Genomic DNA, 22,719 nt, shown 5'->3' with positions numbered 1-22,719 from the left:
GCGCAAATATCGCCGACTGCTCAAGGCCCAATCCCGCAGGTTTTAATGGGTTTGCAATTTGCCGATGTCATGCTGTTCGAAACAGAAGAAGGTGGTGTTGATACCTTCCTCGCACGTTTTGGTCACGATGCCGGGGAAATGGTCGATACAAACATCCGATTCTGTCATGGCTGAAACATGTATCTCATTCGCCGACTTTGGCATCATTGCCCGGTACATGAACGCATTTTGAACGGGCAATTTGTATCTGTGCGCAAAATATATGTCCCGCTGGTCATGTGCCGGACTGCCAAAGAGGGCGTCACTGCTGTGGACGTCAACGCCAAGTTACCGATCCACACGAGGTTGCTTGCGGTCCGCAAATACCGAGTGCTTTATGCGGAGGCGCGTATTCGCCTTCTTCTCTATCGTTATTTCAATGGTGTTGCCCCGGCGGCATTTGTCGAAAAGAGCGGCACGGTCAAGGCGAGCTGGTTCTGGCACCTTCGCCACCGAATGGTCCGGGACCACGGCAACAGCCGCTTAGCACGCATCGCATCAGAGCGGGCCGAATAGCAGTTGGCCGTGCCCTGCCATCTGTCCGGTGGAAGCTGACTTCCATCCCACGGCGCATGTCAGCAGCGATGTGGGTAAAGTCTCACGTCCTCTGATGTCCACCAATGGCGTCCAGGACCTTTGATGCAGCGCGTCGTGGCCGGTCGATATCTTGCAGCGGGCAATGACGTCGCTCACCGCTTGGTTAGGTAATTACGCAATGCGAATGCTGCCCGAAGGATAAGGGAACACTTCGAGCACACAATACTTGTGCTTGGTTGTAAAAACAGTGGCCCGCGCCGATGCGGTTTGACAGCAGGCTTCAATTTCGTATGGGGTGTAAGGTTCTTTGATCTGGTCCTGAATGTGCAAACGCCGGGCGTGGTGCCCGGCGCGTGTGATAAAGCGGAAAGTGATGCGCGGAAAGGGCCTATAGCCGGTTGTCGGCCACCCGTAGCTGACGGGCGCGCGTTAGGATCGCGTCTTCGATGGCGCGCACGGTTGCGGCGCTGGCCGGGCCGTTGCGAGTCTGCAGGGCGACGTTCAACGATCGGGCGTCCAGGGCTGGATCGGCAATCAACACCGTCGCACGATAGGCGCGGCCGCCGCCGGGCGGCGCGCCAAATCCTGTGACGATCACGCCCGTGAACGGGTCAACCGATTGAATGGGCAGGAAATCCAGGACCTGCAGCGATGCCGACCAGATGTATTTGTTGACGCGTACGATGGACTCCTGATTGCGCCGCGCGCGCAGTGCATCACCCAACGTGGTCCCAGTCCGAGCATTCCGCTCTTTCTGGCTTTCCCCGTCATCAAACACGTCTGAATCCGGGTTTGGCGGTACAAAAGTCGCTCCACATGACGTGAGCGCCATCGACAGCAGAAGTACGCCTGCCCACACGGAATAGGGTTTCGTCATGGAGTGCCTTGTGCTCGACCGTTCAAACCTTTGGCACTCATATCCAAGTCGGTGTGGCGTCGCAAGGTCGAACGGCATGGACCGATGGCGCAGGCTACTGATTGCACTGTGGCAAAGCTGCACCATGCATGATGCGAATTTGACCGCCGCCGCGCTGACAGCTTGAGGTGTAAAGTCAAATAAGTGACACACCGATCATCCCCTCGCCGGATTCCCCGGTTAGGGCGTGTGACTGAAAACCGAGGGAACATCATGAAAAAATTTCTCTTCGCGACGACCGCACTTGGTGCCGCCGGCCTGATCGTCAGCGCCGACATGGCCAAAGCGCAGGAAGTTAGCATCGGTGGTTACGGCCGTTTCGGCCTGGGCTACCTGGAAAACAATACACCCGGCGCGGACGAAACCCGCGTCATCCAGCGTCTGCGTTTCACCGTGACCGGTACAACGACAACAGACAACGGCGTTGAGTTCGAAGGCCGTATCCGTTTCCAAACAGACGAAAACGCAGCAGGCGCATCCAACGTCGCCCAGCGTTCGGCAGCTGGCTTTGCCGTGTCGACCGGCGCATGGCGTCTGGACGTCGGTCACGTGTCCGACGTTGTTGACTCCGGCGACGTTCTGGACTTCTTCGGCTACGAAATCGGTGTTGAAGACTTCATCGGCAACTCGACCGGCGCAGCTGGCATCCCCGCTTCCGGCTTCGGCACAAGCGGCGATGACGACACCATCGCACCGACCGTCAAGCTGCGTTACACCGCAGGCGACCTGACAGCGTCGATCTCGTACACCGACGACGTTGTTGCAACCAACAACGCAGCTGGCGGTAACGAGTTCCAGATCGGTGTTGGCTACAACTTCGGCAACTACTCCATCGGCGCAGCCTACGGCAGCTCCGAAGATGGCGTTGCACCTGGTTCGGACAACGACTTCTATGTCATCGGCTTCGGCGGTGAACTCGGCGCGTTCGCATTCAACGCACTGGTTTACGACTCGGACGTCCAAGACGACGTTGGCTTTTCGCTGACTGCCAAGTACGACATCGGCGCAGCAACCGACATCCGCTTCGTCTACGCAGACGGCGGCATCGACACGCAAGAAGAAGCCTACGGTATCGGCTTCCGCCACAACCTGGGCGGCGGCGTTGTGCTGCGCGGTGGTATCGGCCAAACAACTGCCGACCTGACCCAAGCAGACCTGGGTGTTCGCTTCGACTTCTAAGTCCAGCAACATCTGAAGATTTGGGGCAGGCCATTGGTCTGCCCCTTTTCATTTCTGCCCTTTGCATTTCAGCGGCGACCATGGTTTGTGCTTCCAAGCGCATCAGACCAGAGGTCAAACATGTCCCTTTCAGACATAACCACCCGTATTGACGCTGCGTGTCAGGCAGCCGGTCGTGATCCCGCGTCCGTTCACTTGATCGCCGTCAGCAAATTACAGCCACTGGATCGTGTCACCGCTGTACTAGACGAGGGGCACCGCCTCTTTGGTGAAAACCGCGTGCAGGAAGCGGATGGCAAATGGCCGGACCTGCGCAAGCAATACGGGTCCGTTGATGTGCATCTGATCGGCCCCCTGCAAAGCAATAAGGCACGGCAGGCCATGCAGCTGTTTCAGGCGATCCATTCCGTGGACCGGCCCAAACTGGCCAACGCCATCGCCCGCCTTGCGCAAGAGCTTGGGACCTGCCCTGACATCTTTCTTCAGATCAACACCGGCGAGGAGCCGCAGAAGGCAGGCGTGCTGCCAACAGAGGCGGATGCTTTCGTCGCCGAGTGTCGCGACCTGGATCTGCCGGTCCAGGGCCTCATGTGCATCCCGCCGGTGGATGAAGAGCCGTCATTGCACTTCGCCCTGTTGGCCAAGATCGCCGAACGCAACGGTCTGACGGGTCTCTCCATGGGTATGAGCGGTGATTTTGAAAGGGCCATTGCGCTTGGCGCCACGCATGTGCGCGTGGGCTCAGCCATCTTTGGCGACAGAGTAACGGGTTAGTGCTGGGACAGACCTAGGATGCCAAGCGTCAAAACGGCTTGTGCCGTTAATCTTTCCGGCTGGCGTTGCCCAAGACGATCAACCGCGTCTCGAACCGAATGCGTGGCGCGATCCAAGCGAGATGATCGGGGCGCAGCCCGATACAGCCCTCTGTCGAATAGCCGGGCCTCCGCCAGCGGTGGATAAAAATGGCAGATCCCCGTCCCGGTACGGCATAGGGCCAGTTCCAGTCCGTCAAGATCACCAGATCATATAGCGGATCCGCCCGCCGCAGCACCTCGTGGCTGGGGGCATATGGGGCGCGGGCCATATGATTGTAGTCTTCATCTTCCACATCATCTGACCACAGATCGCCGGGCCGGATCGGCACCGCCCAGTCCGCTGGTGCTGCCATGCGGTCAGGCCGGTACAGCATCCCAACCAGCCTATGCGTGCCGCAGGGCGTTGCCCCATCCCCCTCACGCTTTCTACTTGTGATGCCGCCCCGTCCAACGGTGCAGGGAAAGATGCGGCCACCAAAACGGAGCCCGCGCCGCGTGACCACCATATCCAACGGTGTCACAGCAGATGTCCTGACTTCGCGGCCTTGGTCGCCAGGTAGTCCCGGTTGAACCGGTTTTCGCCCACTTTCAGAGGCACGCGCTCAGTCACTGCGATCCCGCTGGTCTCCATCATCGCCACTTTGGCAGGGTTGTTGGTCAAAAGGCGCACTGACGAAAATCCCATGGATTTCAGAATATCCGACCCCAGCCGAAAATCACGCTCGTCATCTTCGAACCCAAGCCGGTGATTGGCATCAACGGTGTCAAATCCCTGGTCCTGCAAGGCATAGGCGCGCATCTTGTTGGCCAGGCCAATCCCGCGCCCTTCCTGGTTCATATAAAGGAGCACGCCCGCCCCTTCCGTCCCCATCTGCGCAAGGGCACCGCGCAGCTGCGGCCCGCAATCGCATTTCAGACTGCCCATAACATCGCCGGTGAAGCAGGCAGAATGCAGACGGGCCAGGACGGGTTTGCTGCGATCCGGGCGCCCGATCTCGAATGCGTAATGCTCTTCGCCCCCATCCTCTGGGCGGAAGACATGCAGCCGCCCCGCCTCCGAGGCTTCCACCGGTAGACGCGCCTGCACAACGGGATGCAGCAGGCTGGACTTGGCCATCAATGGTTCCGCCAATGCTAGCGGAATCGCGGTCAAGCTATGGGACACAGCGAATTTCAAACCGTCCTGAACCTGCGCACACAGGGCGGCGGGCAGCAGGCGCGCGGCTTTGCACAGCTGGATCGCAATTCGATGCGCGGCCGCATCGCCATCGCGAAGCGACCGCAGGGGCCCTTTCATTGGGGTCGCTAGATCGTCTGCAGGGTCTGCCAGCGATTGCAACCAGCCCAACGCGGCCGCCTCCGGGACCGCAATTCTTGCCACGTCGCCATCATAGACCCGCGCCTTTAGCGTTTCAGCGCGCCAGCCGGTCAGGGCCATTTCCAGTGGTGCGCCCAGAGCCCGAAACGCCACGAGCCTGTCGGGCGACATCGCCTCGACCGCAACGGCAAGCACAGACACCTCGCCCAGAACCACAATGGGCACGCCCATGCGCAGATCGGCGCGCGCCCGCGCCAGCATCTCCACGATATCCGGGCCCAGACCCATGTAACAAATCCTCGCCTTCGTCCCGCTCGACATAAGCAAATCGCGCCGGAATTGAAACATTTGGCCGCTCGCTGACACATGGGCGTGAAACATTTGGCCCACAACTTGCTGAAACCCCTGCGCGACCGCATCTATCCTCCAACATCAAGGGAGACGAGACCCATGGCACAATTGAAGAAAATCCTTCTGGTCGATGATGATGAGGACCTGCGCGAAGCGTTGAGCGAACAGCTTGTCATGACCGAAGATTTCGACGTGTTCGAGGCGGGCAACGGCCAGGACGCTCTGGTCAAGGCCAAGGAGGCGATCTACGACCTCGTGATCCTCGACGTGGGCCTGCCGGATACCGACGGGCGTGAACTGTGCCGCGTGATGCGCAAGCAGGGGGTCAAGTCGCCCATCGTGATGCTCACAGGCCACGATACGGACGCCGACACGATCCTCGGCCTCGATGCTGGTGCCAACGACTACGTGTCCAAGCCGTTCAAGTTCCCGGTTCTGCTGGCCCGCATTCGCGCCCAATTGCGCCAGCATGAACAGTCCGAGGACGCCGTTTTCACCCTCGGGCCCTACACCTTCAAGCCGAGCGTCAAGATGCTGGTGACCGAGGATGACCGCAAGATTCGCCTGACCGAGAAAGAGACGAACATCCTCAAATTCCTCTACCGCTCGACCGAAGGCGTGGTGGCCCGCGACGTGCTGTTGCACGAGGTCTGGGGCTACAACGCAGGTGTCACGACCCACACGCTGGAAACGCATATCTATCGTTTGCGCCAGAAAATCGAACCGGATCCGTCAAATGCGCGCCTTCTTGTGACCGAAAGCGGCGGATATCGTCTCATGGCCTGACATTGACGTGGGTCAAAGCGGAACCTTTCGCTAAGACGCATGTTAACTGCACGAAGCCCGCGCATGTCGGGGCCGCCTCGCGGCGAAACATGCACCTCCCTGTTGGACTTGCCCGGGCCTGAGTGCCCGGGTTTTTTTTGCTCGCGTTCTAGCCTCAAAGGCACTTGGTCAACTGCTGACTGCCCAATAGTCGCGCATATCGCCCAAAAACCGCTGCAAAACTGTGCGTATTTCCCGACAAAACCCGATCCGGTCAATCCGATTTTGGTGCGCACCTAATCCACCACGTACCGTCACACGCGCAGGGTACCTAGGGTTCCGCTTGTCATCCACGACAGGGCTGGTCCGAGAGGTGCCGCCGGTCCGGCAAATTCCGGACGGTACACGGCGGGGCAAAATCCCGGGAGAGCACTGCGACGGTTCGGCCGCGTCTCTCACTATAACCTTCGGTCGTATGTTTTGATTGGACCTGGAGGATGATATGATCCGTTCAACTGTTTTGGCCGCTCTGGCACTGACACTCACGACATTCGGCGCCGCCGCGCAGGAAAAAACCGAATTCAAGGTGGCGTGGTCGATCTACGTAGGCTGGATGCCGTGGGGCTATCTCGAAGACAGCGGGATCATGGACAAATGGGCTGACAAGTACGAGATCGACGTCGAGATTGTGCAAATTAACGATTACGTCGAATCCATCATTCAATACACGGCGGGCGAATTTGACGGTGTGACAGCCACCAACATGGACACGCTGTCCATCTCGTCCGGGGGCGGCGTGGACACGACTGCACTGATCGTCGGCGACTATTCCAACGGCAACGACGCGATCATCCTCAAGGGCGAGGGCGGTCTGGCCGATCTTGCGGGCAAACCAGTCAACCTCGTTGAGCTGTCCGTCTCGCATTACCTGCTGGCGCGGGGGCTCGACAGCGTTGGCTTGGCGGAACGGGATCTCGCCTCGGTCATCAACACATCCGACGCCGACATGATTGCCGCCTATTCGATCCCGGATGTCGAGGCGGTCGTGACCTGGAATCCACTCGTGTCGACCATCCTCGAACAGCCCGACGCCACGAAAGTCTACGACAGCTCGGACATCCCCGGAGAGATCATCGACATCATGTGGGTGAACACCGAAACGCTGGCCGCCAACCCGAATTTCGGCAAGGCACTGACAGGTGCATGGTACGAGTTGATGGCCTTGATGGCTGCTGGGAACGAAGGCGCGCTGACCGCGATGGCAGAGGCATCGGGCACCGACCTTGCGGGCTACAAAGCGCAGCTTGCCTCGACCGAGATGTTTTATGACCCTGCCGATGCGGTCGCCTTCACCGAAGCTGACGCTTTGAAAGCAACAATGGTCAACGTGGCCGAATTCCTCTTCGACAAGGGCATCTTGGGCGAAGGCGCGCCAAGCGCAGATTTCGTGGGTGTGGAATACCCAGATGGCACAACCACCGGCGACGCGGGGAATGTCATGATGCGCTATGACACGACTTACATGCAGATGGCCGCCGACGGCGCGCTCTGAGCACAGGCTTTCCGCGCGGCTTGATCGTGCGGAACGCGACCGATGCGCTGGATCAATAAAACCCCCGGACGGCCCTTTGCGCTGTTCCTGACGGTTCTGCCTTTTGTGCTGCTGATGATCATCTACGCCATGGGATCGGATGCGCGCCGCGCCGCGAACCCGGCGGACAAGCTATTGCCGCCGCCATCGCAATTGGTCGACACGGCAGCACGGCTTGTCTCTGAACCCGACCGGCGCTCGGGCGAGATCCTGTTTTGGAAAGACACCGCCTCCAGCCTGCGCCGTCTGGCCATTGGTGTCGGCCTGGCGGCCAGCTTGGGGCTGGCCTTCGGGTTGTTGATCGGGCTTTTGCCCGTGGCGCATGCCGGGTTGAACAGTTTTGTTGCCGTGATCTCGATGGTGCCGCCCCTGGCGATCCTGCCCATCCTGTTCATTGTGTTTGGGTTGGGCGAGCTGTCCAAGGTTGCCCTGATCACCATCGGCATCACGCCTTTCCTGATCCGCGACCTGTCCGCACGCACAGCCGAGTTGCCCTCAGAACAGATCATCAAGGCGCAGACGCTGGGGGCGTCGTCTCTGGCCATCGCGTTGCGGGTTGCGTTACCGCAAATCCTGCCGCGCCTCATTCAGGCAGTGCGGCTGTCCCTTGGTCCGGCCTGGCTGTTCCTGATCGCCGCCGAAGCCATCGCAAGCGAGGACGGGCTGGGCTATCGCATCTTCCTCGTGCGCCGATACCTCGCCATGGATGTGATCCTGACCTACGTCGCATGGATCACCCTAATCGCCTTTGTCCTCGACTGGTGCCTCGCGCGACTGTCTCGCCGCCTCTTTCCCTGGGCAGAGGCCGCATGATGGGCTTTGTCACCGTCGAACACGTGTCTCAGAAATATGGGAAGCGCCCGATCCTCGACAACGTCTCGCTTGAGGTTGCCGAGGGCGCGTTCATCTCCATCGTCGGTGCATCGGGCTGTGGCAAATCCACCTTCCTGCGCCTGCTTCTGGATCAGGAGCGTCCGACGCGCGGCGAAATCCGGGTGGACGGCATCCCTCTGCAGGGCGAGCCGAACCGCAGCAGGGGTATCGTCTTTCAACGCTATTCGACCTTTCCGCACATGACCGTGCGCGACAATCTGGTGGCCGCAGAGGGGTTGGGCGCAAATCTGCTCGGTATTCTGCCCCGCGCCCGGCGCCAATCTGCCCGCGCCCGCGCCAACGCCGCGCTTGAACGTATAGGGCTGGCGCACGTTGCTGATCAGTATCCCGCAACCCTGTCAGGCGGCATGCAGCAGCGGCTGGCCATCGCGCAGGCGCTTGCCGCTAAACCCCGCATCCTGCTCTTGGATGAACCTTTCGGTGCGCTCGATCCCGGCACGCGCGAACGCATGCACGACTTTCTGCAGGACCTGCGGGCCGAGACAAACATGACCGTCTTCATGGTCACCCACGACCTGAGCGAGGCGTTCAAGCTGGGCGACCGGGTCCTCGCCTTCGACAAGGTGCGGTGGGACCCACAGTTCCCCGACGCCTATGGCGCCACCATCACTTACGACTTTGACGCCCGCGATGGCGGGATACCCTATCAGATACTCAAGGAGGACACCTATGTTCTGGACCCCGCAGGATCGTAGCCGCTTGCACCGGCCAGATGATCGCCAGATCCCTGACCGCCGCGCGCACCACCCCGACCTGACCAAGCTGCAAGGCTGGAAGTCGATGCAGGCCGAGGCTGACATCCCCGAAGGCGAGTGGGACAAGGAAAAGGCATGGGCGCTGCGCATGGGTTTGACCGCCGCCGACAGTATAGAAGACCGGTCCATCCCCACCTTCGCCCGTGGGGAATTGCCCCACTACGCCGGCATCAACACCTTTCTCAAAGCGCCCTACACCGAGGATGTGACCGAGGTCGGCAACTACGACGCCTGCGTCCTCGGCGCGCCCTTTGATGGCGGGACAACCTACCGCCCCGGCACGCGGTTCGGGCCGCAAGGCGTCCGCAAGATCAGCGCGCTCTACACGCCCTACAACTACGAAATGGGGATCGACCTGCGCGAACAGATGTCGCTCTGCGATGCGGGCGACATCTTTACCATCCCTGGCAACATCGAAAAGACGTTCGACCAGATCAGCCGCGCCGTCAGCCACGTGTTCTCGTCCGGATCACTGCCCATCATCATCGGCGGCGACCACTCCATCGGCTTTCCTTGCGTGCGCGGCATCGCCGAATGTACGTCCAAGAAAATCGGCATCGTCCACTTCGACCGGCACGCCGACATTCAGGAAAAGGATCTGGACGAACGGATGCACACGACCCCGTGGTTCCACTCCACCAACCTTCCGAACGTGCCCGCCAAGAACCTCGTGCAGGTTGGCATCGGCGGCTGGCAGGTCCCGCGCGAGGCGGTGAAGGTCGCGCGCGAGCGTGAAACCAACATCATCACCATGGGCGACATGGAAAAGATGGGCGTCGACAAGACGGCCGAGATGGCACTCGAGATGGCCTGGGACGGGGTGGACATGGTGTATATGTCCTTTGATATCGACAGCATTGATTGCGGCTTTGTCCCTGGCACCGGCTGGCCCGAACCGGGCGGCTTCCTGCCGCGCGAGGCGCTGGCGCTCGCCTCCAAAGTCGCGGCCGAAGGTATCTGCGGCATGGAACTGGTCGAGGTGTCGCCGCCCTATGACCAGTCCGAAATCACCGCCCTGATGGGCACCCGCGTGATCGTGGATGTGCTGGGCTCGCTCGTGTCTTCAGGCAAGATGGGCGACCATCGCAAGCACATCGACAAGCCGGTGAGCCTGCCCATGGGCGACTACGATGCGGACCGCGACGGCGCCCGCTGGTCCACACCGCACAAGAAAGGTTGACGCCATGCCACATGACATCGTCAACGGCCATATCGGCCACAACTACGCCGCAGACCACCTGCATTCGCACCTCAAGCCCGAGGATGAGGCGGCTGACCTGCAGGTGCTTTGCACCCAATTCATCGACGGCTTCCGTGACGCCAAGGACAAGGCCGCCTACCTCAATATCGCAAACATCCCCCTCGAAATCCCCTGCACCGAGGGTGGCCCGGCGCTGAAACTCGTGGACGTCTCCGTCACGTCAGAATGGCAGGTCGGCACGGCGTCCCCTTCCTTCGGCTCTCGAGAGCTCAGCTACCTCCCGTTTCCCGGCGATATGATCTCCGAACGGATCAACATGGCCTTTGTCTATGTGTCTGCACTACGGCGCGAGGAATTGGATCTGAGGCAGTTTCTGGCGGAAAAAGCTCAGTAGCGTTCGGAAACCAACCAAGAGTTGCATCTGTCCGTGCGGCGCCGACCGGGGCCGCGCCTGATCTGCCTAAAAACTGGTCCTCAGCGCATTTGCTGAGCGTTTTCTTCGAAATCCTTAGGCGCTCGCGGCAATTTTATTTACCGTATGATCAAAAGAAGGAGTCGGGGGATTCTGGACTTAATCATAAAAAATGCCCGCTTGCCGGATCGCAGCGGGCAGCACGATATCGGCATCAAAGGGGACAAGATCGCGACGATCGCCCCTCAGGTCGACGCCGAAGCGCAGGACATCATTGATGCGGACGGGCGGCTGGTGGCGCCCCCCTTTACCGATCCGCATTTCCATATGGATGCGACGCTCAGCCTCGGCCTTCCCCGGCTGAACTTGTCGGGCACCTTGCTCGAAGGCATCGCGCTCTGGGGTGAGTTGAAGCCGATGCTTACGGTCGAGGCGGTCATGGAACGCGCCTTGCGCTACTGCGATCTGGCGGTGGCGCAGGGGTTGCTGTCGATCCGTACGCATGTGGATGTTTGCGACGACAAACTTACGGCCGTCGAGGCGCTGATCGAAGTGCGCAAGCGTGTTGCACCCTATATCGACTTGCAGCTGGTTGCCTTCCCACAGGACGGGCTCTACCGCTCGGCTACGGCGGAGCAGAACCTGCTGCGGGCGCTGGACATGGGCGTGGATGTTGTAGGTGGCATCCCGCATTTTGAACGTACGAGGGCGGATGGCGCGCGGTCCGTCACTCGCCTGTGCGAGATTGCGGCTGATCGTGACCTGATGCTCGATCTGCATTGCGACGAAAGCGATGACCCAATGTCGCGCCATGTCGAAACGCTTGCGGCCGAAACAACACGCCTCGGTCTCGGAGGGCGCGTGTCGGCCAGCCACGTCACCGCGATGCACTCCTACGACAATTACTATGCCAGCAAGCTGATCCCGCTGATTGCCGAAAGCGGCATGAACGTTATCCCGAATCCGCTGATCAACATCACGCTGCAGGGCCGGTCCGACACCTATCCGCGGCGCCGTGGTCTGACCCGTGTGCCGGAATTGCGCGCGGCGGGCGTCAACGTGGCCTTCGGGCAGGATTGCACCATGGACCCGTGGTACTCGCTCGGGTCTGCCGACATGCTCGAGGTTGCGCATATGGGCGTGCACGCCGTGCCAATGACGTCACGCGAGGCTATGGAATGGGCCTTTACCTCGGTCACGCAAAACGGCGCCCGTGCAATGGGCCTACCGGATCCTACGCTGCGCGAGGGCGGGCCCGCCAACATGGTAGTGCTGCAAGCGAGTGACCCAATCGAAGCCGTCAGGCTAAAAGCAACCCGGCTGGCAGTGATCAAACACGGCAAGGTTCTGGCGCGCACCGCGCCGCGCGTTGCTACCCTTGACCTGCCCGGTCGCCCGACCGCGATTGACCCCGCCGACTACGCCCCGGCGATGGACGAAAAAGACATTTGAATTTCTGCCAGCACGAGAGAGGATTTTTCCAATGAAACTCACACCAAGCCGTCGCCAGCTTCTTGTCGGGGCCGCTGCCACACTGGCGCTGCCGTCTTATATCCGCCGTACGCATGCGCAGGGCGTCACCCGCGTCGCGGGCGTCCACATGTCGCCCGTCGAAAACGCATGGAACAGCCGGATTCACCTGGCCTTGCAAGAGGCGGCCGCCGCCGGCCAGATCGAATACGAGTTCTCCGAAGGGGTCGCGCCCACTGACTATCCCCGCGCCATAGCGGAATATGCCGAAGGCCGTGCGCAACTGGTCTGGGGCGAAGCCTATGCGGTGGAGCGGGAGGCGCGCGAAGTGGCTGCAGACTTTCCCGACACGGCCTTCCTGATGGGCTCTTCCGGCGGGCCGGAGGGCGACAATTTCGGCGTCTTCGGCACCCGCAACCACGAGGCCGCTTATCTCGCCGGGATGCTGGCGGGCAAGATGTCTGAAAGTAACGTCTTTGGCTCTGTCGGCGGCTATCCGATCCCCGAGGTCAACCTGCTCATCAACGCCTTCCGCATGGGCGTGACCGAAGTGAACCCCGACGCGACCTTCCTCAACGGCTTTATCGGTGCCTGGTTCGACCCCGCCCGCGCGAAAGAGGCGGCCATGGCGCAGATCGACGCCGGGGCCGACATCCTTTTTGGGGAACGGATCGGCACCGCCGATGCCGCGCAGGAACGCGGGATCAAGGCCATTGGCTCGCTCATCGACTATACGCCGCGTTATCCGGGCACCGTCTTTGCCAACGCGATTTGGAACTATGGCCCGACCATCGAAGCCATCGTGGCCGATATTCAGGCAGGCAATCCAGTCGGACGTGATTACACCGAGTATTCGTTCATGGCCTACGGCGGGAATGAGTTGATCTATGTCGCCGATGAGGTGCCCGCCGATGCCATCCCGGCGATGGAGGCCAAGCAAGCCGCCATCACTGCAGGCGAGTGGGACGTGCCCATCGACAATGATGAACCCGCCTGACAAAGGGTGATCCATGCCTGATGCCACAGCACTTGCGGCCGCCATCGCCGACGGGCGCACCAATGCCCGCGACGTGATGGAGGCGAGCCTGGCCGCATGTGAAACGCACGCGGACCTGGGTGCTGTGGTTTTTCTGGACGCAGAAGGCGGGCGTGCGGGCGCAGTTGAGGTCGACGCCGGGCTTACAGCGCGTCGTGGCCCGTTCCACGGGGTGCCATTTTTAGGCAAAGACTTGGGGTCAGAGGCCGTGGGATGGCCCATCGCGGCAGGCGCTGCAGCCCTTCGGGCCCGCCCTGTGCGACCGGCGGCTGACAGCAATCTGTTCTCCGCGTTTCGCGGCGCTGGCCTTCTGCCGTTTGGCCTGACTGCCGTGCCGCCATTCGGTTTGGCTCTCGATAGCGCGCCTGAAGGGTTGCCGCCCGCACGCAACCCGTGGAACACGTCGCTGTCACCGGGCGGATCCTCTGGCGGCGCGGCAGCGGCCGTCGCCGCCGGGATCGTGGCCCTCGCACATGCAACCGACGCCGCAGGGTCGATCCGCGTTCCAGCCGCCTGTTGCGGCTTGGTCGGTCTGAAGCCTTCGCGGGGCGCGGTCGTCGCGGGCCCCGAATACAACAATCATCTGATGGGCATCGTATCTGAACTGGTCCTCGCGCGCTCCGTCCGAGACGTGGTCGCGATCTTTGACGCGGTCCAAAGCCCTGTGGCAACCCTCGCGCACAAGGCCCGCAACCGCATCGCCCTGGCCCTTCCCGCCCGCTGCGACGCCGCACAGATCGCGGCCGCACGCTCTGCCGCATCCGCCCTGACCGACGCCGGATACGAGGTTGAGGAGATCCCCGCCCCCGACGACATGGGCGCGCAAGCCCACGCCATCGCACGAACCGTCTTGTCGGTGTCCCTCGCCGACTGGCTCACGGCACTCAAAATACCTGACGACGAAGTCCCACCCCTCATCGCCGCTGTTGCAGCCGAAGGCCGCGCCATGTCCGCCACCGACCTCTTCGGCGTGACCCGCAACATGGCGCGGATAACAAACGACGCTGCCACTCTCTTCGCCACCGTTGACGCCGTGCTCTGCCCGGTCCTGTCCACGACGCCCCCAACAGTCGGCGCCTTTGACCTGGGCCACACCGACACCGACGCCCACTTTGCCAAGATGGAGGCGTTCGCCCCGAACGCCGCCCTTGCCAACGTCGCAGGCCTGCCCGCACTGGCCCTGCCCTTCGGGATGCAAGGCGACCTCCCCGTCGGCGTGCAACTCTTGGGTCCACGCGGAAGCGACCGAACGCTCTGCCATCTCGCAGCACAGATCGAACAACGCGCCCCAAAGCTCGCCTACCCCCATCCCATTGCGGGCCTGCCCACATGACCCCCGCACTCGAACTCAATGGCATCACCAAGCGCTTCGGCGCTCTCACCGCCAATGACAACGTCACCCTGTCCCTCGCCCAGGGCGAAATCCTCGCCCTTCTGGGTGAAAACGGCGCGGGCAAGACGACGCTGATGAACATCCTCTTCGGCCACTACGCCGCCGATCAGGGCACCGTGCGCGTCTTTGGACAGGACCTGCCCCCAGGCCAACCGCGCGCAGCCATCGACGCTGGCGTCGGAATGGTCCACCAGCATTTCACACTGGCAGGCAACCTCACGGTGCTCGACAACGTCATGCTCGGCTCCGAAAGCCTGCTCTCCCTGCGCTCGGCCCGCGCCGCTGCCCGGCAAAAACTGCTGCAGATCGCGGAACGCTTCGGCTTGCCCGTATCGCCCGACGCGCGGGTCAACCAGCTTTCTGTTGGCGAACGCCAGCGGGTCGAAATCCTCAAGGCGCTCTACCGCGATGCCCGCATCCTGATCCTCGACGAGCCCACCGCCGTCCTCGCCCGACCCGAAGCGCAGCGTCTGTTCGAAACCCTGCGTGAGATGACGCGCGAAGGACTGTCGCTGATCTTCATCAGCCACAAGCTGCACGAGGTCATGGCCGCCTCCGACCGGGTGGCGGTCCTGCGGGCAGGGCAATTGGTGGCGGAACGCGAAACATCTCGCACAACCCCAGACGAACTCGCCGAACTGATGGTCGGGCGCAAGGTTGCGCGGCCCACCCGTCAGGACCACCAGATCGGCAGCCCCGTCGTGATCGCAAACAAGGTACGGGTCGAAGACAAGGGTGAAACCCATCTCGACGAAGTATCCTTCACCGTGCGCGAGGGCGAGGTGCTGGGCATCGTCGGCGTGTCGGGCAACGGACAAGCGGCACTCGGCGCGCTGCTCTCAGGACTGGTCACGCCGACATCCGGCAGCCTGACGCTCGCCGGGCAGGACCTCACCCCGCTGGGCCCGCGCGGTATGATCCGCGCAGGCGCAGCCCGCGTGCCCGAGGATCGGCACGCCGAAGGGGCGGTTGGAGAACTGGCCGTCTGGGAAAACGCCGTGCTGGAACGGCTGCGCACCCCGGCCTTCTCCAGCCACGGCTTTGTGCGCAAAGCCACGTGCAAATCCTACACCGCTGACCTGATCGAACGCTTCGACATCCGCGGGGCCACACCCGACACGCGCACTCGCCTGCTGTCCGGGGGCAACATGCAAAAGCTGATCCTCGGCCGCTGCCTGTCGACCGGGCCAAAATTCGTGCTCGCCAATCAACCGACACGCGGCCTCGACGAAGGCGCCATTGCCGCCGTCCATGCCGAACTGCTCGATGCCCGCGCCAAGGGGGCGGCCATCCTGCTGATTTCCGAAGAACTGGAAGAGGCGGTCGCCCTGTCCGACCGCATCCAGGCCATCGTAAAGGGGCGGTTGTCAGACCCCGTGGCCGCCGAAGACGCTGATGCGCGCAAGCTCGGCCTGATGATGGCTGGCGTCTGGGAGGAGGACGCCGATGCGGCTTGAACGGCGCGCCCATGTGCCGCTGCACCTTGCCCTCACCGCGCCGCTCGCCGCCGTGGCGGTTGCGCTGTGTCTCGCCGGGGGGCTGATCGCCGCGGCGGGCGTCAACCCGCTCAGCGCCTATGTCGAGATGCTGACAGGCGCGCTCGGCTCGCGCCGGTCTGTGACCGAGATGCTGACCCGCGCTACGCCTCTGATCCTGACGGGCCTCGCCGCCGCCGTCGCCTTCCGCGCGCGTCTGTGGAACATTGGCGGCGAGGGGCAGTTTTTCATCGGCGCACTGGTCACAGCCTGGATCGGGCACGCGCTCGCCGTGCCGGGGCCCATTGGCATCCCCATCCTGATGGCGGCAGGAATGGCCGCTGGAGCGCTGTTGCTGGCCGTGCCCGCCTATTTCCGCTTGCGCTTCAGCGTGGATGAGGTCGTAACGACGCTTTTGTTGAACTTCATCGTGATCCTCTTCGTCGGTATGATGGTCGAGGGCCCGCTCCGCGATCCGATGGCCTTCGGCTGGCCGTCCTCGGTCCCGGTCGACGGCGATTTCCGACTGCCGGACCTTGTGCCCCGCACGCGGCTTCACATCGGGTTCTTGTTTGCACTGGCGGCTGCCACGATTGTCTGGGTGATCCTCGCGCGCACCGTCTTCGGCGCGGAAACGCGGGCTGCCGGTCTGAACGCACAGGCCGCAACCTTCGCCGGCATTTCACTGCCGCGTACCTTGATGGGCGTGGCGCTGCTGTCCGGTGCGCTTGCCGGGCTCGCAGGCGCGGTCGAGGTTCTGGGCGTCACCGCCGCCGTCACCACCACAATGTCACCCGGCTTTGGTTACGCAGGCATCGTCGTGGCCATGCTGGCGGCGCTGCATCCTGCGGGCGTGGTGGCCGCCGCGATCTTTGTCGCCACGGTCTTTGTCGGTGCCGACGCGATGAGCCGCGCGACGGGTGTGCCCAGCTTTATTGCGGATGTCATCGTTGCGATGTGCCTTCTGACCATGCTGGTGGCCCTTATGGTCACGACATACCGGGTACGCCGATGACCGAAGCCCTGGACCTGCTCCTGAACACCAGCCTCTGGGCGGCGGTCTTGCGGATCGCCACGCCGCTCATCTTCGGCGTGCTTGGCGCGCTGCTGTGCGAGCGGTCGGGTGTTCTGAACCTCGGGATCGAGGGGATCATGACAATGGGTGCCATGACGGGCTGGCTGACGGTCTATCTGGGGGGTGATCTGTGGGCTGGTCTATTGGTTGCCGCACTCAGCGGCAGCGTGATGGGCCTCTTGCACGCCATGCTCACTGTGCCGCTTGGCCTGTCGCAGCATGTGTCGGGGCTGGGCATCACGCTTTTTGCGTCGGCGCTGTCCTACTACCTCTACCGCCTGATCGTGGTGGTAGGAGATCTGCCGCCAACCATCGAACCTTTTGCCCCGCTCAGCATTCCGATCCTTTCACAGGTGCCGGTTCTGGGTCCGATCCTGTTTTCACAGACCCTCCCGACCTATCTGGCGCTGCTCGCCGTCGTCGTCATGGCCTATACGCTGGCGCGCACGCCGCTGGGCCTGGCGATCCGCATGACCGGCGAAAATCCCCACGCGGTCGAGGCGCAAGGGCTCAACCCGATCCGTATCCGCATCTGGTCCGTCGTGGCGGGATCCGCGCTGATGGCCGTGGGCGGTACGTTCCTGACCACCGCGGCCTTCAACAGCTTCTTTCCCGAGATGGTGCAGGGCAGGGGGTGGATCTGTATCGCGCTCGTGGTCTTTGCCTCGTGGCGTCCTGGCAAGGCGCTGCTGGGCGCGCTTTTATTTGCCTTTTTCGACGCCTATCAGTTGCGTCTTCAAACCGTGGTGGAGGATGTGCCCTATCAGCTGTTCCTGATGGCGCCCTACGTTCTGTCCATCGGGGCACTGATACTTGTCGCCCGTCGCGCCCGCGTGCCGGACGCGCTCATGGTGCCGTACCGTAGGGGTGAACGCTAAGGGTCTGAAGGCGTTTCACCGGGCGCGAAAACTGCCCTTGGAAACCGACCGCCTCCCTTCGCGTGTCAGTCTGTCCCCGCACCGGTTAAAATCTGCATACCGTACCGCGCGTTGGCCTAAGCGACTGATGTCTCGGAAAACTCAGAGTTCCATTGATAATTCGTGACCCCGCCGAACAGCGTGTCCCCGCGGGGACAAATCGCATTTTCCGGGTGGAGACCACGCCGGGACACGTCTACTCTGCTCCAAATTTCCGAGCCGGAGCGTCCCCGCATGTCCTTCACCCTCGCCACGTGGAATATCAATTCCGTCCGCCTCCGCGAACCCATCGTCCTCAAGCTTTTGCAGGAAGAAGCGCCCGACGTCCTCTGCCTGCAAGAGTGCAAAAGCCCCGTTGACAAGATCCCGCGCGAGGGGTTCGAGGCGCTGGGATACACCCACATGGTCGCTCGCGGGGACAAGGGCTACAACGGCGTCGCGATCCTGTCGAAGATCCCCATGGTCGAAGCGGGCGCGCAGGATTTTGCGGGTCTGGGCCACGCGCGCCACATCGCGGGGCAGCTTGAGAACGGCGTCACCGTCCACAACTTCTACGTCCCCGCGGGGGGCGATGTGCCGGACCGCGAGAAGAATGAGAAATTCGGGCAGAAGCTCGACTACCTCACTGACATGCGCGACTGGTTTCATGGGGAGAAGCCCGAGAAGTCGGTCCTCGTTGGAGACCTGAACATTGCCCCGCGTGAGGATGATGTGTGGTCCCACAAGCAACTCCTGAAAGTCGTCAGCCACACACCGATTGAGGTTGAGCATCTGGCCGAGACGCAGGACGCGGGGGGTTGGGTTGACGTGACCCGCGCCGATATTCCGGAGGGGCAGCTTTACAGCTGGTGGTCCTACAGGGCCAAGGATTGGGATGCTGCCGACAAGGGCCGCCGTCTCGATCATGTGTGGGCCACGCCGGACATCTCGAACGCGGCGCATTCCAGCCGTATCCTCAGGGATGCACGGGGCTGGGAGAAGCCGAGCGATCATGCCCCTGTCTTTGCGACTTTTGACCTGTGATCCGATCCGCGCGGATTGATGAACTTGGTCTGCTCACTGATCTGATGCACCGGTCGAAGGCGGTGTGGGGGTATGACGAGGATTTCATGGCCGCAGCGCGTGTGGTGCTGCAAGTGTCCGCCGAAGATGTCGAGAGCGGGCAGCTTGTCGTCTTTGACTTGGACGGGCCGCAAGGTCTTTGCAAGCTGGTCGTGGATGGCGGGGTTGCTGAGATCGACAAGCTCTTTGTCGCGCCCGAGGGCATGGGCAAGGGCGTTGGCCGTGCGTTGGTGCAATGGGCTATCGAAACCGCACTTGCCCAGGACGCAATGCGGATAGAGATCGAGGCTGATCCGGGCGCCGTGCCTTTTTATCAACGCATGGGTGCGCACGAGATTGGCTGCGTGCTGTCCGAGGCCATCGCGGGGCGCATGCTGCCGCTGATGCAGATTGACCTTAGTGACTTGGCACCGGGCGGATTGAGGTCCATATAAAGCGCCATCTGCCGCCCCACCAAAGGAATGCCGATATGATGGATTTGGGACTGTCCGCCGGACCCGCCGATGCCGACCTGATCAAGGACGGATCCGAAGCGACCTTCACGCAGGATGTGATCGAAGCGTCGCAGACCGTTCCCATCATTGTCGACTTCTGGGCGCCGTGGTGCGGCCCATGTAAAACACTTGGTCCGATGCTCGAAGATGCAGTGAAGGCCGCGAAGGGCGCGGTCAAGATGATCAAGATCAACGTGGACGAGGCTCAGATGATCGCGGGCCAGTTGCAGATCCAGTCTATCCCGACCGTCTATGCGTTTTTCAAGGGGCAACCGGTGGACGGGTTTCAGGGTGCGTTGCCGGGCTCTGAACTGACGGCGTTCATCGAACGGGTGATCAAGGCGGCGGGCGGCGAAGCGCCCGGCGACACGCTGAACGATGCCGTGGCCGCGGCCGAAGAAATGTTGGCTGAAGGTGCTGCTGTGGATGCGGCGCAGACCTTTGCAGCGATCTTGGGTGAAGATCCGAACCATGCAGGTGCGTATGGTGGACTTGTCCGCGCGCATATTGCGATGGAAGATCTGGATCAGGCGGAGGCGATCCTGAACGGTGCACCGGCTGAGATTTCCGAGAGCGCGGAATTGGAAGCCGCGCATGCTCAATTGCAACTCGCCCGGCAGGCCGCGGATGCAGGCCCCGTAGCAGAGTTGCGTGCCGCGGTTGAGGCGGATGATGGCAACCTGCAAGCCCGGTTTGATCTGGCGCAGGCGCTGCATGCAAGCGGTGATGCCGAAAGTGCTGTGAACGAGTTGCTGGAGATTTTCCGCCGCGACCGGGAATGGAACGATGGGGCTGCGAAAGAGCAGCTTTTCACCATTTTCGACGCGCTGAAACCGAACGATCCGGTGGTGCTGAACGGGCGGCGCAAACTGTCGTCGATGATATTTGCCTGAGCCGCTTTGCGGGCTAGCTGACACTGCATGATCAAAGTGGCTGACCTTCCCGGAGTGATCCCGGTTTTTCCGTTGCCGGGAGCGCTGCTTTTGCCGCGTGCGCGGCTGCCGCTGCACATCTTTGAGCCGCGCTATTTGCAGATGCTGGACGATGCGTTGAAAACGCCCGGTCGCCTGATCGGGATGGTGCAACCGAACGAGGTCGAGGGTCGCAAGGGCAACGGGCTGCACACCATCGGCTGCGCAGGGCGCGTGACGCAATTTTCGGAAACCGAGGACAACCGGTATCTGATCACTCTTACAGGCATTTCCCGCTTTCGTGTGCAAACCGAGGTGGATGGATTCACGCCTTACCGCCGCTGCGAAGTGTCCTGGGGCGGATTTGATCGCGATCAGGGCCGGACCGAGGAGGACCCGACCTTTGATCGTCCATTGTTCCTCGACCTGCTGGGTCGCTACTTCGCTGCGCAGTCACTGTCGGCGGATTGGGACACGTTGAAGGAAGCGGATGACGAGTTGCTGATCAACTCGCTGTCGATGATGCTGGACTTTGACCCCGAGGACAAACAGGCCTTGCTTGAAGCCCCGTCGCTGAGTACCCGTCGCGAGACTTTGGTCACTTTGATCGAGTTCGCGTTGCGTGGTGGCGAAGGGGAATTGATGCAATGAGCGTAGAAATTGATCGGCGCATGCTGGAGGCGCTGATTTGCCCACTGACCCAGACAACCTTGCGCTATGACGCTGACAAGCAAGAGCTTGTGTCGGAGGCGGCCAACCTTGCTTACCCCATCCGCAATGGCATCCCCGTGATGCTGGAAGACGAAGCGCGCAAGCTGGATTGATGGCGTGGAGCGGAGGTCCCCTCCGCCTTACGATTGTCCGTCAGAGGCGTTGGCCCTGCATCAGCCGTGGCAGATCGCCGGTGAGGCCGGCAGCCTCGCGGATGAAGCTGCGGCGCAGGCCTGGTAGAGCGTTGACGACGCCCATGCCGACATCCCGTATGCCACGGATCAGAGAGTTATCGTTTGAAAACAGACGGTTGAAGCCGTCGGTCGCCATCGCGAGTGCGGTGTTGTCGAAGCGGCGCCATTCCTCGTAGCGCTTGAGCACAGCGATGCTGCCAATGTCTTCGCCCCGGCGGGTGGCGTCGGTGATCACCTCTGCCAACGCCGCGATGTCGCGCATGCCTGCGTTCAGGCCCTGACCAGCGATGGGGTGGACGCCGTGTGCTGCATCGCCGATCAATGCCAAACGGTTGGCGGCGATGGTTTGGGCAAGGGACAGCGACAGTGGGTAGGTGAACCGTTTGCCCGCGAGGCTGATATCGCCCAAAAAGTCGCCGAAGCGCGGGCGGAGCATGGTCAGGTAATCGTCGTCGGACAGCACGTTGAACCGTTTGGCGTTCTCGTCTGTTTCGCTCCAGACAATCGAAGAAACATTGCCGGGCAGAGGCAGGATCGCCAGCGGACCCGGTGGCATGAAGAACTGGTGGGCGATGCTGTGGTGCGGCCTTTCATGCGCGATGGCGCAGACCAGCGCGGTCTGGCCGTAGCCCCAGCCGGTGCGCTTGATTCCGGCGCGGGTTGCAGTGCCGCTGCCGCGTCCATCGGCGCCGATCAGCAGTTTGCCTGTGAGGCCCTTGTCGGTGCCGAGCGTGATCGTAACCGCGCCCGGCGTGATGTCTTGGGTCGTGACCGTTTCGCCCGCGAGATGCGTGATGCCTTTGGTCGCTTCCATGGCGTCGAGCAGGGCGCGGCGGATATGCCGGTCTTGGACCATGTAGCCCATCGGCCCTTCCTCGATCTCGGCATGGTCGAAGTGCATGAAAAAGGGCGATGGCCCTTCGCCCGCACGCCCGTCCGACACCTTGATCTCCAGCATAGGCTGGCTGTGGTCGGCGATGTCGTTCCAGACACCGATCCCTTCGAGAAGGCGTTGCGAGGTCAGCGCGACCGCGTAGCTGCGTCCGTCGAAGGCGGCGTTCTTGCGCACTTTTTCGCTAAGCGCGTCGATGACCGTGACGGAGTGCCCTGTCTGGGCGAGGGCAAGGGCGAGGATCGGGCCGGAAAGCCCGCCGCCGACAATCAGAATATCGCTGTCATGGGTCATGTGGCGCAATATGGCCGGGCGC

At 62.0% G+C, this 22,719-nt stretch carries 25 protein-coding genes and 1 riboswitch; of the genes, 20 read left to right on the top strand and 5 right to left on the bottom strand.

Annotated features, from left to right (window positions below; all coding sequences use genetic code 11):
- Positions 1-42 precede the first annotated feature (42 nt).
- Positions 43-264, bottom strand: coding sequence for a hypothetical protein (locus FD715_RS23045; RefSeq protein ID WP_147110000.1), 222 nt, complete (start codon positions 262-264; stop codon positions 43-45).
- Between FD715_RS23045 and FD715_RS11010 the strand changes: the two genes are divergently transcribed.
- Complete coding sequence (locus tag FD715_RS11010; RefSeq protein ID WP_147109535.1) at positions 178-555, top strand: hypothetical protein; 378 nt, start codon at positions 178-180, stop codon at positions 553-555. The two genes, FD715_RS23045 and FD715_RS11010, sit on opposite strands and share 87 nt — an antisense overlap.
- A 409-nt stretch (positions 556-964) precedes the next feature.
- On the opposite strand, the gene FD715_RS11005 is transcribed toward FD715_RS11010, so the two are convergent.
- Positions 965-1,453: a DUF3576 domain-containing protein gene (locus FD715_RS11005; RefSeq protein WP_147109533.1), complete on the bottom strand. Its 489-nt coding sequence runs from the start codon at positions 1,451-1,453 to the stop codon at positions 965-967.
- A gap of 252 nt (positions 1,454-1,705) precedes the next feature.
- On the opposite strand from FD715_RS11005, the gene FD715_RS11000 reads away from it, so the two are divergent.
- Both FD715_RS11000 and FD715_RS10995 read left to right on the top strand, forming a co-directional pair.
- Entirely contained in the window at positions 1,706-2,671 is a 966-nt protein-coding gene (locus FD715_RS11000) for a porin (RefSeq protein ID WP_147109531.1), read from the top strand.
- Positions 2,672-2,791: 120 nt separating this feature from the next.
- On the top strand, positions 2,792-3,445 hold the full coding sequence (locus FD715_RS10995) for a YggS family pyridoxal phosphate-dependent enzyme (RefSeq protein WP_147109529.1): 654 nt from the start codon (positions 2,792-2,794) through the stop codon (positions 3,443-3,445).
- Positions 3,446-3,491: 46 nt separating this feature from the next.
- Here FD715_RS10995 and FD715_RS10990 read toward each other — a convergent pair whose 3' ends face one another.
- Positions 3,492-4,007: a L,D-transpeptidase gene (locus FD715_RS10990; protein WP_147109527.1), complete on the bottom strand. Its 516-nt coding sequence runs from the start codon at positions 4,005-4,007 to the stop codon at positions 3,492-3,494.
- Entirely contained in the window at positions 4,004-5,092 is a 1,089-nt protein-coding gene (gene ribA / locus FD715_RS10985) for a GTP cyclohydrolase II (RefSeq protein ID WP_147109525.1), read from the bottom strand. The genes FD715_RS10990 and ribA overlap by 4 nt, the downstream gene beginning before the upstream one ends.
- 162 nt (positions 5,093-5,254) lie before the next feature.
- On the opposite strand from ribA, the gene FD715_RS10980 reads away from it, so the two are divergent.
- From FD715_RS10980 to FD715_RS10900, 17 genes are all read left to right on the top strand, one after another.
- Complete coding sequence (locus FD715_RS10980) at positions 5,255-5,941, top strand: response regulator transcription factor (RefSeq protein ID WP_147109523.1); 687 nt, start codon at positions 5,255-5,257, stop codon at positions 5,939-5,941.
- Between the two features lie 299 nt (positions 5,942-6,240).
- A riboswitch (guanidine-I (ykkC/yxkD leader) is annotated at positions 6,241-6,350 on the top strand.
- 72 nt (positions 6,351-6,422) lie between these two features.
- Positions 6,423-7,472 carry a putative urea ABC transporter substrate-binding protein gene (locus tag FD715_RS10975; protein ID WP_147109521.1) on the top strand — a complete coding sequence of 350 codons (1,050 nt, stop codon included), beginning with the start codon at positions 6,423-6,425 and terminating at the stop codon, positions 7,470-7,472.
- Between the two features lie 42 nt (positions 7,473-7,514).
- Positions 7,515-8,324, top strand: a complete 810-nt coding sequence (locus FD715_RS10970) for an ABC transporter permease (protein ID WP_147109519.1) — start codon at positions 7,515-7,517, stop codon at positions 8,322-8,324.
- Positions 8,321-9,100 (top strand): ABC transporter ATP-binding protein, encoded by a 780-nt coding sequence (locus tag FD715_RS10965; RefSeq protein WP_223274834.1) that lies wholly within the window; start codon positions 8,321-8,323, stop codon positions 9,098-9,100. The genes FD715_RS10970 and FD715_RS10965 overlap by 4 nt, the downstream gene beginning before the upstream one ends.
- Complete coding sequence (locus FD715_RS10960) at positions 9,075-10,340, top strand: agmatinase family protein (RefSeq protein ID WP_147109517.1); 1,266 nt, start codon at positions 9,075-9,077, stop codon at positions 10,338-10,340. The genes FD715_RS10965 and FD715_RS10960 overlap by 26 nt, the downstream gene beginning before the upstream one ends.
- A 4-nt stretch (positions 10,341-10,344) precedes the next feature.
- The gene (locus FD715_RS10955; RefSeq protein ID WP_147109515.1) at positions 10,345-10,755 is read left to right on the top strand and encodes a hypothetical protein; all 411 of its coding nucleotides are present in this window, start codon (positions 10,345-10,347) and stop codon (positions 10,753-10,755) included.
- Between the two features lie 168 nt (positions 10,756-10,923).
- Positions 10,924-12,225: an amidohydrolase family protein gene (locus tag FD715_RS10950; RefSeq protein WP_223274856.1), complete on the top strand. Its 1,302-nt coding sequence runs from the start codon at positions 10,924-10,926 to the stop codon at positions 12,223-12,225.
- A 31-nt stretch (positions 12,226-12,256) separates the two neighbouring features.
- Positions 12,257-13,240 carry a BMP family protein gene (locus FD715_RS10945; protein WP_147109510.1) on the top strand — a complete coding sequence of 328 codons (984 nt, stop codon included), beginning with the start codon at positions 12,257-12,259 and terminating at the stop codon, positions 13,238-13,240.
- A gap of 13 nt (positions 13,241-13,253) precedes the next feature.
- Positions 13,254-14,612, top strand: coding sequence for an amidase (locus FD715_RS10940; RefSeq protein WP_147109508.1), 1,359 nt, complete (start codon positions 13,254-13,256; stop codon positions 14,610-14,612).
- Positions 14,609-16,129 (top strand): ABC transporter ATP-binding protein, encoded by a 1,521-nt coding sequence (locus FD715_RS10935; RefSeq protein ID WP_147109506.1) that lies wholly within the window; start codon positions 14,609-14,611, stop codon positions 16,127-16,129. Before FD715_RS10940 ends, FD715_RS10935 begins: the two co-directional genes overlap by 4 nt.
- Positions 16,119-17,162 carry an ABC transporter permease gene (locus FD715_RS10930; protein WP_147109504.1) on the top strand — a complete coding sequence of 348 codons (1,044 nt, stop codon included), beginning with the start codon at positions 16,119-16,121 and terminating at the stop codon, positions 17,160-17,162. Before FD715_RS10935 ends, FD715_RS10930 begins: the two co-directional genes overlap by 11 nt.
- Complete coding sequence (locus tag FD715_RS10925; RefSeq protein WP_147109502.1) at positions 17,159-18,100, top strand: ABC transporter permease; 942 nt, start codon at positions 17,159-17,161, stop codon at positions 18,098-18,100. Before FD715_RS10930 ends, FD715_RS10925 begins: the two co-directional genes overlap by 4 nt.
- A 273-nt stretch (positions 18,101-18,373) precedes the next feature.
- Positions 18,374-19,162 (top strand): exodeoxyribonuclease III, encoded by a 789-nt coding sequence (locus FD715_RS10920; protein WP_147109500.1) that lies wholly within the window; start codon positions 18,374-18,376, stop codon positions 19,160-19,162.
- Positions 19,159-19,635, top strand: coding sequence for a GNAT family N-acetyltransferase (locus tag FD715_RS10915; RefSeq protein WP_147109498.1), 477 nt, complete (start codon positions 19,159-19,161; stop codon positions 19,633-19,635). The genes FD715_RS10920 and FD715_RS10915 overlap by 4 nt, the downstream gene beginning before the upstream one ends.
- A gap of 35 nt (positions 19,636-19,670) precedes the next feature.
- A complete protein-coding gene (locus FD715_RS10910; protein WP_147109496.1) occupies positions 19,671-20,588 on the top strand; it encodes a co-chaperone YbbN in 918 nt (305 codons plus the stop codon).
- Between the two features lie 27 nt (positions 20,589-20,615).
- Positions 20,616-21,257, top strand: coding sequence for an LON peptidase substrate-binding domain-containing protein (locus FD715_RS10905; protein ID WP_147109494.1), 642 nt, complete (start codon positions 20,616-20,618; stop codon positions 21,255-21,257).
- Entirely contained in the window at positions 21,254-21,430 is a 177-nt protein-coding gene (locus FD715_RS10900) for a Trm112 family protein (protein ID WP_147109492.1), read from the top strand. The genes FD715_RS10905 and FD715_RS10900 overlap by 4 nt, the downstream gene beginning before the upstream one ends.
- Positions 21,431-21,470: 40 nt before the next feature.
- Here the strand turns inward: FD715_RS10900 and FD715_RS10895 are convergent, their stop codons facing one another.
- Positions 21,471-22,697, bottom strand: a complete 1,227-nt coding sequence (locus FD715_RS10895) for an FAD-dependent monooxygenase (RefSeq protein WP_223274831.1) — start codon at positions 22,695-22,697, stop codon at positions 21,471-21,473.
- Positions 22,698-22,719: the final 22 nt, after the last annotated feature.

Origin of the sequence: Tateyamaria sp. syn59 (assembly GCF_007995245.1) — a bacterium.
Lineage (GTDB): Bacteria > Pseudomonadota > Alphaproteobacteria > Rhodobacterales > Rhodobacteraceae > Tateyamaria.
This window is presented reverse-complemented; position numbering and strand designations above follow the sequence as displayed.